This is a genomic window from Dyadobacter sp. 22481 (genome assembly GCF_052044875.1).
GTDB classification, from domain to species: Bacteria; Bacteroidota; Bacteroidia; order Cytophagales; family Spirosomataceae; genus Dyadobacter; species Dyadobacter endophyticus.
Map to the genome: position 1 here is coordinate 1,011,265 of NZ_JBQENV010000001.1, position 14,285 is coordinate 1,025,549.

General features: G+C 51.5%; 12 protein-coding genes. 7 read left to right on the plus strand and 5 right to left on the minus strand.

Annotated features, from left to right (window positions below):
- Window positions 1-63: 63 nt before the first annotated feature.
- From ACTJJJ_RS03730 to ACTJJJ_RS03740, 3 genes are all read left to right on the plus strand, one after another.
- The gene (locus ACTJJJ_RS03730) at window positions 64-3,270 is read left to right on the plus strand and encodes a DUF1553 domain-containing protein (RefSeq protein ID WP_440701477.1); all 3,207 of its coding nucleotides are present in this window, start codon (window positions 64-66) and stop codon (window positions 3,268-3,270) included.
- A gap of 11 nt (window positions 3,271-3,281) precedes the next feature.
- Window positions 3,282-4,760: a DUF1501 domain-containing protein gene (locus tag ACTJJJ_RS03735; protein ID WP_440701478.1), complete on the plus strand. Its 1,479-nt coding sequence runs from the start codon at window positions 3,282-3,284 to the stop codon at window positions 4,758-4,760.
- A 242-nt stretch (window positions 4,761-5,002) separates the two neighbouring features.
- Window positions 5,003-7,078, plus strand: coding sequence for a glycosyl hydrolase family 95 catalytic domain-containing protein (locus ACTJJJ_RS03740; RefSeq protein ID WP_440701479.1), 2,076 nt, complete (start codon window positions 5,003-5,005; stop codon window positions 7,076-7,078).
- Window positions 7,079-7,087: 9 nt separating this feature from the next.
- Here the strand turns inward: ACTJJJ_RS03740 and ACTJJJ_RS03745 are convergent, their stop codons facing one another.
- From ACTJJJ_RS03745 to ACTJJJ_RS03765, 5 genes are all read right to left on the minus strand, one after another.
- Window positions 7,088-7,531 (minus strand): DUF3592 domain-containing protein, encoded by a 444-nt coding sequence (locus ACTJJJ_RS03745; protein ID WP_440701480.1) that lies wholly within the window; start codon window positions 7,529-7,531, stop codon window positions 7,088-7,090.
- Between the two features lie 12 nt (window positions 7,532-7,543).
- On the minus strand, window positions 7,544-7,894 hold the full coding sequence (locus ACTJJJ_RS03750) for a hypothetical protein (protein ID WP_426294736.1): 351 nt from the start codon (window positions 7,892-7,894) through the stop codon (window positions 7,544-7,546).
- An 11-nt stretch (window positions 7,895-7,905) separates the two neighbouring features.
- Window positions 7,906-8,310, minus strand: coding sequence for a hypothetical protein (locus ACTJJJ_RS03755; RefSeq protein WP_440701481.1), 405 nt, complete (start codon window positions 8,308-8,310; stop codon window positions 7,906-7,908).
- 2 nt (window positions 8,311-8,312) lie between these two features.
- The gene (locus ACTJJJ_RS03760; RefSeq protein ID WP_188930493.1) at window positions 8,313-8,813 is read right to left on the minus strand and encodes a DUF4468 domain-containing protein; all 501 of its coding nucleotides are present in this window, start codon (window positions 8,811-8,813) and stop codon (window positions 8,313-8,315) included.
- Window positions 8,814-8,973: 160 nt separating this feature from the next.
- Entirely contained in the window at window positions 8,974-9,945 is a 972-nt protein-coding gene (locus ACTJJJ_RS03765; protein WP_188930491.1) for a GlxA family transcriptional regulator, read from the minus strand.
- Window positions 9,946-10,111: 166 nt separating this feature from the next.
- Between ACTJJJ_RS03765 and ACTJJJ_RS03770 the strand changes: the two genes are divergently transcribed.
- From ACTJJJ_RS03770 to ACTJJJ_RS03785, 4 genes are all read left to right on the plus strand, one after another.
- A complete protein-coding gene (locus ACTJJJ_RS03770; protein WP_440701482.1) occupies window positions 10,112-10,990 on the plus strand; it encodes an alpha/beta fold hydrolase in 879 nt (292 codons plus the stop codon).
- Window positions 10,991-11,017: 27 nt separating this feature from the next.
- Complete coding sequence (locus ACTJJJ_RS03775; RefSeq protein ID WP_188930487.1) at window positions 11,018-11,509, plus strand: VOC family protein; 492 nt, start codon at window positions 11,018-11,020, stop codon at window positions 11,507-11,509.
- Window positions 11,510-11,517: 8 nt separating this feature from the next.
- Window positions 11,518-11,928 carry a VOC family protein gene (locus ACTJJJ_RS03780; RefSeq protein WP_188930485.1) on the plus strand — a complete coding sequence of 137 codons (411 nt, stop codon included), beginning with the start codon at window positions 11,518-11,520 and terminating at the stop codon, window positions 11,926-11,928.
- A gap of 91 nt (window positions 11,929-12,019) precedes the next feature.
- Window positions 12,020-14,284, plus strand: a complete 2,265-nt coding sequence (locus ACTJJJ_RS03785) for an ATP-binding cassette domain-containing protein (protein ID WP_440701483.1) — start codon at window positions 12,020-12,022, stop codon at window positions 14,282-14,284.
- Window position 14,285: the final 1 nt, after the last annotated feature.

The following is a 14,285-nucleotide window of genomic DNA, read 5'->3' on the forward strand; positions in this document are numbered from 1 at the left end:
TGAATAATGTTGAATTCGTGGTTTAAATATTGCTTTTTGGTCCCTGCTGCCGGATTCTTCTTAATGTCTTGTGACAAAAAGGTCGATCTGCCGGACGATGTGGCCGCCGAAATAAATACCCTGGTTGCTCCCGTGGACTATACCTACGACGTAAAGCCGATCCTTTCCGACCGATGCTTTGCTTGCCACGGGCCGGATGCCAACCACCAGAAGGCCGATTTACGCCTTGATATGGCCGAAGTGGCTTATAAAAAGGAAGCGGAAAGCGGTTTGAAGGCCATTAAACCCGGGAAACCGGGAAGCAGCGAACTGGTACACCGCATTCTCTCGGCCGATCCAGACATCGTGATGCCCACACCTGAATCGCATTTGTCACTTACTGCCCGTGAAAAGGCCATTCTGATCCGCTGGGTGGAGGAAGGCGCCGAGTATAAGCCGCATTGGGCATTTACCAAAGTCGAAAAACCCGAGCTGCCGGAAGTGAAGAACGAGGCCTGGGTGCGCAACGATATCGACCGGTTCATCCTTAAAAAACTGGAAGATAAGCACATCAAACCTTCACCGGAGGCCAGCAAAACCACATTACTGCGCCGCGTTTCGCTGGACCTGACGGGCTTGCCGCCGACTCCGGATGAGGTAAGCGCATTTTTAAACGATAAATCGCCGGATGCCTACGAAAAGGCCGTTGACAGGCTGCTCGCCTCGCCGCATTATGGCGAGCACATGGCCGTGCCCTGGCTCGATGCCGCGCGTTATGCGGATACGCACGGGTACCAGGACGATGGTTTGCGCACGGCATGGCCGTTCCGTGACTGGGTGATCAACTCATTTAACAGAAACCAGCCTTACGACCAGTTCGTGACCTGGCAGCTCGCCGGCGACATGCTGCCCAACCCGACCCGCGACATGATGGTCGCTACGGCGTTCAACCGCATGCACCAGCAGAGCCAGGAAGGCGGTATTATCCCCGAAGAATATCGCACGGCTTATGTTTCCGATCGGGTGGATACGTTTGGCAAGACATTCCTGGGGCTTACCGTAGAATGCGCACGCTGCCACGATCACAAATATGACCCGATCAGCCATAAGGACTATTATTCATTGTATGCGTTTTTCAATAATAATGACGAAAACGGCCAGATCCCGTACAACGGCGAGGCAAGCCCGGCCATTACGCTGCCCACGCCGGAGGCCGATGCGAAATTGAAATACATTCACGACAACCTGGCGAAGGAGCGATCGGCTATGACGGCTAACGCGGCTGTTTACGAACGCGGTTTCCAGCAATGGCTTGCTGCTGCCCGCACCGCGCCGGAAAAAGCATTGCTGCCGGAAAAAACCGATTTGCTGGGGCATTTTACATTCGATGAGCCAAACGGCAAGGAATTCGCGAACCTGGCCGACCCGAAACACAAGGCCAACGCGGAAGGCGACGACAGCCTCTCCAATGTGGCCTCGCGCAACGGTCGCATCGGTAGGGCGCGTTATATTTTTGGAGAAAACGCGGTGAGCTTCGGCGATAAATTTGCATTCTTCGAGCGCAACCAGCCATTCAGTATCAGCATTTGGCTTAACCTGCATGACCCTGCTGTGAGCGGCTCGCTGCTGCACAAGTCCAATGGGGTCATGAACGGTTACCGCGGTTGGAATGTGTTCCGGGAGAAAGATGGGCGCATCCGGTTAACGATCAGCCATGTTTGGCCGGAAAATGCCATTGAAATACAAACCATTGGCAAGTTCCCGATGAACAAATGGACGCAGCTGGGCTTTACCTACGATGGTTTGAGCAAGGCGGCGGGCCTGAAACTCTTCATAAACGGGCAGCCGGTGAAGGTTACCGTGCATAATGACCACCTGACTGAGAGTATTTTGTATGGAAAGAATAAAACGAACTGGTATGTAGATAAGCTGAACATCGGCCGGTTATCGGATCAGCGGACGAAGAATTTCGAGGTGGACGAATTCCGGATTTATGCTCGGGCCGTTAGTCCGCTGGAAATGCAGGGTTTGTTTACGCTCCATAATGAGCTGGTAGCCGCCTTAAAAACGCCGGCGGCGCAACTGAAACCGACACAGCTAGCTTCTCTGAGAGAATATTATCTGACCAATATCGACGCCGGCTACAAAAAAGAACTGGCGGCGAGCCGTGCGTTGATCGGCGAAGAGACAGAAATTATGGATAAGCAGATCGACGTAATGGTGATGAAGGAGCGTAAGTATCCGCGTAAATCCTTCATTCTCAATCGCGGGGCTTACGACGCACCTGGAAAGCCCGTGACGTCGGATACCCCGGATGCATTTTTTAAAATACCTAAAGAATACCCCAAAAACCGCCTGGGACTGGCTAAGTGGCTGGTGAACAAAGACCATCCGCTTTTCACCCGTGTGACCGTTAACCGGTTCTGGATGATGTATTTTGGGAAAGGGATTGTGATTTCCAGCGACGATTACGGGAACCAGGGCGAATTGCCGACGCACCCGGAATTACTCGATTACCTTGCGGCGCGCTTCCGTGAGTCGGGTTGGAATGTGAAGGCCATGCAAAAGCTGATCGTGACTTCGGCTACTTACCGGCAATCGTCCAGAATGGAGCCGGGGATGAAGGACGTCGATCCAGACAACCGGCTTTACGCGCGCGGCCCGAGCTACCGCATGAGTGCGGAGCAAATCCGCGACAATGCATTGGCATCCAGCGGATTGCTTACGCGCAGGGTAGGGGGTAAGAGCGCATACCCGTACCAGCCGGCGGGCTTGTGGGAAGCGCTCGCGACCCGTAACGAGGTGACCTATAAGCAGCAGCATGGCGATTCGCTTTACCGCCGCAGCCTCTACACCATCTGGAAACGCAGCTCGCCGCCGCCGATGATGCTCAACTTCGATGCTGCTGAAAGGCATTTCTGCATTACCAAAAGGCAGAAAACCAGTACGCCATTGCAGGCGTTGGTGGTTATGAACGACCCGCAATTTATAGAAGCATCCCGCGTGCTGGCCCAACATATGCTGAAAAACGGCAAGTCTATCGACGAGCAAATCGACTATGCGTTTACAGCACTGACGAGCCGCCTGCCCGATCCGAAGGAAAAGATGGTGCTGAAAGGGTTGTATGACGAGGAGTTGAAGGATTTTACCCATAATCCGAAAAGGATGAAATCGATTCTGGCGGTGGGCGAATATCCCCTCGATAAGGCGCTGAACCCGGCGCAGCTGGCAGCCGGTACCATTGTGGCGAGCACAGTTATGAATTTTGATGAATTTTTGATCAAGCGATAACAAGCAAAGCTATGAGCTTTTACAGAGAACTTGAAAACCATGTGCATGAGCAGTTGAGCAGGCGTAACTTCCTGTCGAAAACCAGCCTTGGCCTGGGTGCGGCGGCGATGGCATCGCTTTTGAGTGCAGACAATTCACTCGCTAAAAAGATAGGCGAAAAGGGCGCCGAAGCTGTCGGCTTGCCGATCGGGCATCCGCATTTCCCGCCGAAGGCCAAGCGGGTAATCTATTTGTTCCAAAGCGGTGCGCCGTCGCAGCTCGAACTGTTCGATTACAAGCCGAAACTGGAAGAAATGTGGGGCAAAGATCTCCCCGAATCAGTGCGGAAGGGACAGCGCCTGACGGGCATGACCGCCGGACAAAGCAGTTTTCCGCTGGCCGCTTCGAAATACAAATTCCAGCGATATGGGGATAATGATATGATGATCAGCGAGTTGATGCCCTATACATCGGGTATTGTCAACGATGTCACATTCATTCGCTCGATGTTCACGGAAGCCATTAACCACGATCCGGCTGTTACCTTCTTCCAAACGGGTAGTCAGCAGGGCGGTCGGCCTTCGTGGGGTTCGTGGGTGAGCTACGGCCTTGGTTCCGACAACCAGAATATGCCATCATTCGTGGTGTTGCTCTCCAAGGGCCGTGGTGGTGACCAGCCATTGTATGCCAAACTTTGGAGCAACGGATTTTTGCCGTCTATTCACCAGGGGGTGGTGTTCCGCTCCGGCCCGGACCCTGTATTTTACCTCAATAACCCCGAGGGGATCGATCGGACCAGCCGCAGGCGCATGCTGAACTCGCTCGCGAAATTGCAGCAGGGCCAGTTCGAAAAGCTGCTCGACCCGGAGATCAATTACCGGATGGCGCAGTACGAAATGGCTTATCGCATGCAGACGGCCGTGCCCGAAACAATGGATATTTCCAAGGAGCCAGACTACATTTTCGACATGTACGGGGAGGATTCGCGCAAGCCGGGCACATTCGCAGCGAATTGTGTGCTGGCCCGGAAGCTGATCGAAAAGGACGTCAAATTCGTGCAGCTGTACCACCAGGGCTGGGACCAGCACGGTAATTTGCCAAATGATATTAAAACGATGGCCAAAAGCGTCGACCAGGCGTCGGCTGCATTGATCAACGACTTAAAGCAACGCGGCTTGCTGGACGAGACGCTGGTGGTTTGGGGTGGAGAGTTCGGCCGCGGGGCGTATTCACAGGGCAAGCTCACCCGGGACAACTACGGTCGCGACCACCATCCGCGCAGCTTCACGATCTGGATGGCCGGTGCGGGTGTCAAAAAAGGCTTTGTTTACGGGCAAACAGACGATTTTGGTTATAATATCATCAAAGATCCCGTGCATGTCCATGACTTCCAGGCGACGGTAATGCATTTGATGGGGATCGATCATGAGCAACTCATATTCAAGCACCAGGGCCGCCGCTACCGGCTTACCGATGTGCACGGCAAGGTGGTGAAACCGCTTTTGGCATGACCTCCTTTTGCGCTCTATGAATATTTTTTTTCTTGTAATATGTATATACATTTGAACAAATTAATTGTGTTTGTTTGCTAAAACCTGATAGCCCCGTCAGGACGATGAAAAAATTTGCAAGACGTATGAGACCGACTTTCCTAGCCCTTTTTTTTCTATTTAATTGTTTTACAGGCTTTACCCAAACTCGTAGGGCGGCAGCTTCGGCGGTATCTTCCTTTCATAATAGCTGGTCAAAACCGATGGTATCCACGCCAAGTAATAATAAGGTGGATGCCCCGCTGATGGGTAACGGCGATCTGACGATGTGTCTGGGTTACAAGGGCGAAGTGCTTAGTTACTATCTTTCTAAAAATGATTTTTGGCGGTTGGTATCGCCGGAAACGCTCACCAGAAAAGACGATGTGTCCGGACCCCGGACCGCCGGTTCTGCCGACATTCGAATCGAAGGCATCGGGAATGCCGGCTTTGCTGCCGACCAGCGGCTCGCCGATGGAGTTACAACCTGCAACATTGCAACAGGTGGTGGGAAAGTAGTTCTGAAATCATGGGTATCGGCCGTCAGCAACCGCGCCTTCATCGAGATTAGCGCGATCGGTAAGGCCCGCAGGATATCGGTAAGTTTGAATGCGCCAAACAACCGCCAGGCCAGATTAAAGAAAGGTGCAGAAGGCAATGTCTTATGGATGACGCGGGCATTTGCGGATAGTGTCGACATCGCCACTGAGGTGGCCGTTGCATTAAAGGTTATCGATCGTAACGATGGCACATTTACGATTGAGCCGGGAGAAAAAGTAGTCGTATCCATCGCGGTTGAGAGCAATTTTAAGCGGCCGGAGCCATTGGAATTTGCATTGGCTCAAATAAAAAAGACAGACAAAAGCACTGCCGGTTTAGAGATGGCGAAACATGAGGCATGGTGGAGGACTTATTGGGGGAAATCTTCCATAAGCATCGAAGACACGGTTTTAATGAAGGCCTATTATCAGGGATTGTACACCATGGCAGCATGCAGCCGCGATCCCCGTTTTCCGCCCGGCCTTTTTGGGTGGGTTACCAGCGACGACCCGCAATGGGCAGGTGACTATCATTTGAACTATAACCACCAGGCCCCGTTTTATTCGCTTTACTCGGCCAATCGCCTGGAACAAGGCGAGCCCCATGATGCTCCGCTCATCGATTTTATGCAAAGAGGGCAGTGGTACGCGAAAAATGTGGCGGGTACCCGGGGCATACTCTATCCGGTAGGAATCGGTCCCCTGGGAATTGAAGTAACGAGAAATCATCCGAGGTATCCGAAAACCAACAACGAAGAGCGGGGCGGCCTTTTCTTCGGGCAGCGTTCTAATGCGGCCTATGGTCTGCTGAATATGGCGCAGTATTGGCGGTGTACGTACGACGACCGCTATGGGAAAAAGATATACCCATATGCATTAGCGGTAGCCGATTTTTGGGAAGATTACCTGAAATATGAAGAGGGACGGTATGTTATTTATAATGACGCCATTCATGAAGGGTCCGGGGCCGATATGAATCCTATCCTTACGCTCGGGTTGGTTCGCAACACTTTCAATCTCATGCTTGATCTAACTTCCACTTTGAAAGTAGATCAGGAAAGGCAGGCCAAGTGGCGGGACATTCTGGATAAACTAAGCCTGTTCCCAGTCCAGGAGCGAAACGGCAGGAAGGTATTCCGTTATACAGAAAAAGGCGTTGACTGGTGGGAGAATAATGGTTTGGGTATCCAACATATTTATCCTGCTAATGCAATCACGCTCGATAGCGGGGACGAGTTGCTGACTTTGTCCCGCAATACAATCGACGATATGAAGCGGTTTCAGGATGCCAATACAAGCAGCAGTTTTTTTATGGCGGCAATACGCGTAGGTTATGATCCGGGGATTGTCTTTAAAGAATTGCGGAAATATGCTTTGCATACTTACCCGAATGGTTTCCAGCTGGACAACCCGCATGGGATAGAAAACAGCTGTACGGTTGCCAATGCCCTGAACGAAATGTTGTGCATGAGCGTGGGGAATGTGATTCGTCTGTTTACTGGACTACCGGAAGGGCAAAGTGCAGAGTTCAAAGACCTGAGGGCCTGGGGCGCATTTCTCATTTCATCCCGGCAGGTAAAAGGGAACGTTTCTGAGGTCCGGATCAAAAGCGAAAAAGGAAAAGTTTGCACGATTGTGAATCCGTGGCCAGGCAGAACGGTCCGGGTAGTTCGCAATGGAAAGCAAGCTGGGTCGGTTACCGGCGAACGGCTTACTTTTCGTACGGATGCGGGCGAGCTTATTGATTTACGGGTAGAATAGTTTCTGTTTTCAGCCGAAAAGCCATTGAAATACCGCTTTCACGGCTCCTCCGACGTACCAGATTGAGAACAACCAGAACATGGCACCCATTCCGGCAAACACATAAACGAACAGGTAATTACCTTTCAAATGCACATTGTCGGGATCGGAGGGGTCGTAGTACAACGTCACTTCTTCGCCGATCTGGTATTCAGGCGGGTTGCGTGCTTCCGAACTGTGAAAAACGTGTTCGGTACCATCTTTTTTTAAATATCTGATTGATGGTGCAAGCGGATATTCACGCGGCTTCAAGCGATGCAGGTCTATGACGACACCTTTCGTTTCGACACCGTTTTCGATCAGGTTACGGCTGTTACGATAGATGGTATACGAAATAATAGCAAAAACCGACCCGATAGTGAAAAAGAGCAGAATGAACAAGTCGCCCGCTGGTACTCCCTTGCTTGTTTCCATGGTTTTCTGATATTAAAGCCAGCGATATATTTCCTGTAAGCTGCCTTCGAAATGCTTCGGAGGCCTGCCCATTGAATTCGCAAACGGGTAACTCCCTCTTACTGCCGTTCCGGTGCCAGCTTTGAGGTTGAGCACGAGGTCGCAATACTCGCGGCCCGGGTATAGCCGTGTTTTGAGCTCGACGGTATTATCGTCAAGCCATTTAGCCTCGTCGCAGCTCCAGGTGGAGGGCATTTCGAATACCATCTGGTTATTTGCGACCCGTAAAATAATGGGTTCATTGATCCAATGGCTCATGCGCACTTCGTAGGCGCCGAAACGGACGGTATAGGTATTTTGAGGGGAAGGAACTTCGTCGACCATCGTTTTTAAGATTAAGGCCTGAATTTGAGATAGAGACTCACGCCGATCATGCCCACGAAAAGGAAGATGACCCCGAAAATTACCAGCATAATCCATAACGTGCCTACGCCCGAATTGCGCGAATCATGGTAGTCGATAGCGCCGCAAAATGCGGTAGCAAGGGAGGTGATGCCGATCAAACCGGCGATCCCTATACGCAGCATCCACCAGCCGAGCCCGCCTTGCGACCAGTACAAAGGAGCGAAGGAGAGAATGATCGCCGCAAACAGCACATACCAGGCAAGACTTTCAAGCCGGACGTTACCGGCCTCGGTGGGAGGTTGGTTGGGCGCTACGAGCAGCAGCGCCAGGCCGTACATGATAAGCCAGGAAAGTTCAGGACCGAGAAGAAACGTAGTAATACGGTTGGTGTTCATTGTCAGAACGGCTTGTAATCCTTCACGTTGGACTGCAAATCGGCGAGTAATGCTTTGAGTTTGGCTTCGAGCTCAGTAGCAGCGGTTTTGTTCTCGTTTTTCTGGCTGAAAACCTCCAATGGTACAGATCGGCCGCCGCTTCCTTCCTGATATTCCACATTGGCCAGCGATGCGCGGTATTTGCGGTTAGCACATTCAACGGAAAGCACATAGCTGAACTTGTAAACACCGCCCGCACTGTTTTCGGACCTTGGAACGGTGATGGTAATATGGCCCTGCGTGACGAGGTCGCCGGTTTCTTTATCGTCCACGAGCGTCTTGTTATCCGGCGCGGACTGGCTTACCCACAGGCGGGCACGTCTGAAAATGTCGATCAGGGAAACGCTGCCGCAGTCGACGGTTTCGGTGTAGGCGATTTTACTGCTCATAACTGGTTGAATGGAATGCGCGTGAGCGGAACCTATCATGCATGCGAGCACGACGATCAAAATGGATTTTGACATGACAATAAATTGGTTCGATTTTTTGAGATAGCGGTGCAAAATTGCGCATTTGGAAAGGAGGGTGCAAATAAAATGAGCTACCGGTAAATCATACTTTTCGTTGAAAGACAATTGATTAGTGCAATGCCATTCGATAAAAAAAGCGGCCATCGGGCCGCTTTTAGTTGTCTTTGCTGTATTTGTTCCGGTATTCGATGGGCGTCAGGCCGGTAACTTTTTTGAAAACGTCCCTGAATGCCTTGGTATCGGTATAACCCACGTCGTACATCACCTCGGTCACGTTCTTGCGCGATACCTCGAAGCTCCGTTTGGCCGCTTCCACGCGCACGCGGCGCACATATTCGTTGATCGTGTTGTTGGTCGCATTCTTGAAACGCCGCTCGAAACTCCGGCGGCTTACGCTGGCAATATCGGCGAGTTCTGTAATCGTCAGTTTTTCGGTGTAGTTCTGTTCAATGTAGTCCTGGGCAGCGAGAATGCCGTCGTCGTTGTGGTTTTTCTGGCCTTTGAAAATCGTGAATGCACGCTGGTTATCGCGGTCGATGTCGATGGCGAAATACTTGGCGGCCAGGATGGCGATGTCGCGGCTGGTGTATTTTTCAAGAATGTAGATCAACAGATTCCAGATCGAGTTGGCACCGCCGCTGGAATAGACTTTTCCTTCGTCGGTAATAATAGTACCATCCACCACTTCGATCTGCGGATAAATTTCTTTAAACTCTTCATAGTAAGCCCAGTGCGTCGAACATTTCTTGCCGTCGAGCAATCCGGTAGCGCCCAGCAGGAATGCGCCGAGGCAAAGGGAGGCGATTTCCGAACCCTTTTCGCGCATTTCAAGCATCCACGGGATGGCCGGGCGGTCGAGTTCGACCGAATCGCGCAGGTTGCCGCACAATGCGGGGATTACCACGAGGTCGGTTCGGGTCACTTCACTGAGCAGCTTGTTGATGCGGATGGTGTATTCGCCGTCCTGCGCCTTGATATCGTGGTTGAGACCTACAAATTCAACATGGAATTTAGGCTCTTTTCCGGAGGCCCTCAGAAAGTCATTAGCCGTGTTGAAAAGCCGGTAAGCAGGCGAAACTGCTTCGATGTAGGAAGATTGGGGGACATATACCGAAATATGCTTCATGGCGATTTTGGATTTAGATGTCGTAAATATAGAAAAATATTCAGTTGGCATTTTTACCCCTTTGGTTAGGCGTATTTACACCCCATTTATTTCTCCCTGACCTGCCAAATTTGTAATGTCAATCATCGGCAAACTAAAAACCAACTTCATCTTAAACGACCATCCCATGAAAGCCTTTCGAACATCTACCATTTTATTCATCGCGCTGCTCGCGTCGGGAGCGCTATCCCCGCGCATAACCATGGCACAGGAAATTACTTCACCCAAACCTTTGAAATCAGGTTATGCGCCCGTAAACGGATTGAAATTGTATTATGAAATCCACGGGCAAGGACAGCCATTATTATTACTGCATGGCAGTTTTATGACCATCAGCCTCAATTGGGGCCAGATTATCCCCGAGCTGGCCAAAACCCGCCAGGTGATCGCCGTCGAAATGCAGGGCCACGGGCATACTGCCGACATCGACAGGCCCATTTCCTATCAGGCCATGGCCGAAGACGCCGCTGCATTGCTGGGCTATCTCAAAATAGACAGTACGGAAGTGCTCGGTTACAGCCTCGGCGCGACGATCGGTCTTCAAATGGCGGTGGAACATCCCAAGCTGGTTAAGAAGCTGATATTCATATCTTCCGCCTACAAAACCGAGGGCTGGACCAAGGCTACCCGCGATCAAATCGCGATGCTGAAACCCGAATTTTTGGTAAATACCCCATTAAAGACCGAGTACGACAAGTTTGCACCGGACCCGAAGCATTGGAATGCATTCATTTCCAAAATGCTGGTGTTTGAAAATCAGCACTTTGATGTCGGTATTGAAAAGATCAGAAAGCTTAAATTTCCTATCCTGATGATCAACGGCGACAACGATGGGGTCGAATTCGAGCATTCAGCGGAATTGTACAGGGCATTCGGCGGCGGTGTGATGGCCGATATAGTGGCTCCGCCCCGGTCGCAGTATGCCATTTTGCCGGGCAAATCACATGTTACCCTCATGATGGATACGCCGGCACTTACTTCAATTATCCTGCCTTTTTTGAAATAAACCATTCACCTTTCAACATCCAAAACAATGAGCGAATTAGCAACGACACAAGGTATTACACCGTTTCTCTGGTACAATGGCGGTGCAGAGGAAGCGATGAACCTGTACACCCGCATTTTCCCGAATTCACAGATCAAATTGTTGAAAACATGGGGCGAAGGCACTCATATGCCGGCCGACCAGGTGATGATGGGAGTCATCGAGATCAACGGACTGACTTTGCACCTGTTCGATGCCGGGCCGATGTTCAAGTTCACCGAGGCTGTTTCGTTTTTTGTTTCCTGCAAAGACCAGGAGGAAATCGACTATTACTGGAACGCGCTCACTTCCGATGGCGGCGAGGAAAGCCAGTGCGGCTGGCTGAAAGACAAATTCGGGTTGTCGTGGCAAATTGTACCTGCTATGCTGAACGAGCGGTTATCCAGCGGTGACCCAAAGCGGGCCGGGCAGATGTTTCAGGCTGTAATGGGCATGCGAAAACTCGACATTGCTGAAATGGAACGCGCTTACAACGAATAATATACCCAATGGCGATTTACCCCTTCCTTACATTCAACGGCAATTGCAAAGAGGCGATGCGCTTCTACCAGTCTTGCTTCGGCGGCGAACTGCATTTTACCTACCTGGGCGATACGCCCGGCGGGAAGCGGTTCCCCCACGAGATCAGGCAGCTGGTATTGCATGCAAGCCTGGTGTCGGAGCACATCCGGCTCTACGCGTCCGACCTGGGAGGTGAGGAAGGGGTAGCGTCAGGCAACAGTATTTCGCTGTGGATCAGCATTACCGCGCCCAGGCAGCTAAAATCGGTATTCCAGAAATTGGCGAAAGAAGGGGAGGTTACTGCGCCGCTTTCGCCCGAGGTTCTCAAAGGCCAATGGGCCACACTCACAGACCGTTACGCGGTTCAGTGGATTTTTTCAGCGGCAAGCGCGTCGTGATAGGGAGGGGTTTGGTTATGTTTGTAGCGGGAAGGAATTCTTTTCATACTTCACGTCCTCCCGACTATTAGCCAACTTCAAATCAATCATCATGAGCCAACAGGAATACATCCGCATCCGCGGAGCAAGAGAAAACAATCTCAAAAATGTTTCACTCGACATTCCCAAACGCAAAATCACCATCTTCACCGGCGTCTCCGGTTCGGGAAAATCTTCCATCGTTTTTGACACGATCGGAGCAGAGGCACAGCGGCAGCTGAACGAAACTTTCAGCATGTTTATCCGTAACAGGCTGCCGCGCATCAGTCAGCCTGAGGCCGATGCCATTGAAAACCTTTCCACTTCCATTGTCATCGATCAGAAGCGCCTGGGAGGCAATTCGCGGTCCACAATGGGCACTATCACCGACATTTCAGCGGTATTGCGCCTGCTATTCTCGCGCCTCGGTCAGCCGCATGCCGGGTTTTCCAATGCATTCTCCTTCAACGACCCGGCGGGAATGTGCCCGGAGTGCAATGGGTTGGGCAAAAAGGTGGAAATCGACCTAGAAAAATTTCTGGATCCGACGAAATCCCTTAACGAAGGGGCCATTCTCTTTCCGCTGTATGCTGTGGGAACCTGGTATTGGAAGGCTTACACTTTCTCGGGCATGCTCGATAATGACAAGAAGCTGGAAGATTACTCCGATGAGGAAATGCATACGCTGCTGTACGGAAAGGGGACCTACGAGTCCAATTATAATGGAATGGTGTTCGATACGAAATATGAAGGGCTGGTCGATAAGTTCAACCGGCTTTATATTCAGAAAGATAGCAGTGAAATTTCTGAGAAGACGGTCAAAAAAGTCGAGCGTTTCCTGAAAATGGGCGACTGCCCCGCATGTAAGGGCGCCCGCCTGAACGAGAAGGCGCTCGCATGCCGGATCGGCGGCCGAAATATCGCCGAAATGTCGGCTATGGAGGTGTCGGAACTGGTCACGATCATCCAAGAGATTCACGATCCCATTTCGAAACCGATGATCGATACTCTGACCGAGCGTCTGCAACATTTGGTAGACATCGGCCTGGGTTACCTGAGCCTCGACCGTGAAACCGGCACACTATCCGGCGGTGAATCGCAGCGGATTAAGATGGTGAAGCATCTGAACAGCAGCCTGATCGACATCACTTACATTTTCGACGAACCAAGCATCGGCCTGCACCCGCGGGACGTTCACAGGCTGAATGAGTTGCTGCAAAAGCTGCGTGACAAGGGTAATACGATTCTGGTCGTCGAACACGACCCGGACGTTATTCGTGTGGCTGATTATATTGTTGACGTTGGCCCGAAGGCCGGAAGCGGAGGTGGCGAAATCGTCTATTCTGGCAACTACCAGGGCCTTCTGCAAGCCCAAACGCTTACGGGCCAATTTATTAACAGGGATTTAAAGGTCAAACCCTACTTCCGAGAGCCAACCGGTGCATTGAAAATAAAGAATGCCAAACGACACAACCTCAAAAATGTATCCGTGGACATTCCTACGGGCGTTTTTACGGTAGTAACGGGCGTAGCGGGTTCGGGGAAGAGTTCGTTGATCAACGGTGTTTTCCTCTCCCAGCATCCCGGAGCGGTAGTGATCGACCAGTCGGCGGTAGGCGCCTCGATCCGTTCCAATCCGGCGACTTATACGGGCATTATGGACGATATTCGCAAGTTGTTTGGTAAAACCAATAAGGTGAGCCCCTCGCTGTTCAGCTTCAACTCGGATGGTGCCTGTCCTGAATGCCAGGGACTTGGCTTTATATTCACGGATCTGGCGTTTTTGGAACCCGTCAAAACAGTGTGCGAGACTTGCGAAGGCAAGCGTTTCAAACCTGAGGTACTGGAATATAAGGTCAATGGGAAATCGATCACCGAAGTGTTGGACATGCCGGTAGAGGAGGCTTTGCTGTTTTTTAAAACCAAAGACATTGTCCATAAACTGACGGCCATGAACCAGGTGGGGCTCAACTACCTCACACTCGGTCAGCCGCTGAGCACCTTGTCCGGCGGTGAATGCCAGCGCATTAAGCTCGCCGGTGAGTTGCACAAAAACGGTACGATTTACGTCATGGACGAGCCAACGACCGGTCTGCATATGTCGGACACCGGCCGTTTGCTGGAAATCATCGATCACCTTGTCGACCAGGGCAACTCCGTGATCGTCATTGAGCATAACACCGAAGTAATGAAGCACGCCGACTGGATCATCGACCTCGGCCCGGAAGGCGGGCATAAGGGAGGCCAGGTATTATTTGAAGGTACGCCTGCCGATTTGTTGAAATCGAAAGAGTCGCTGACGGCGGAGTATATGCGGGGCGGGGTTGCGGTTGGATGAG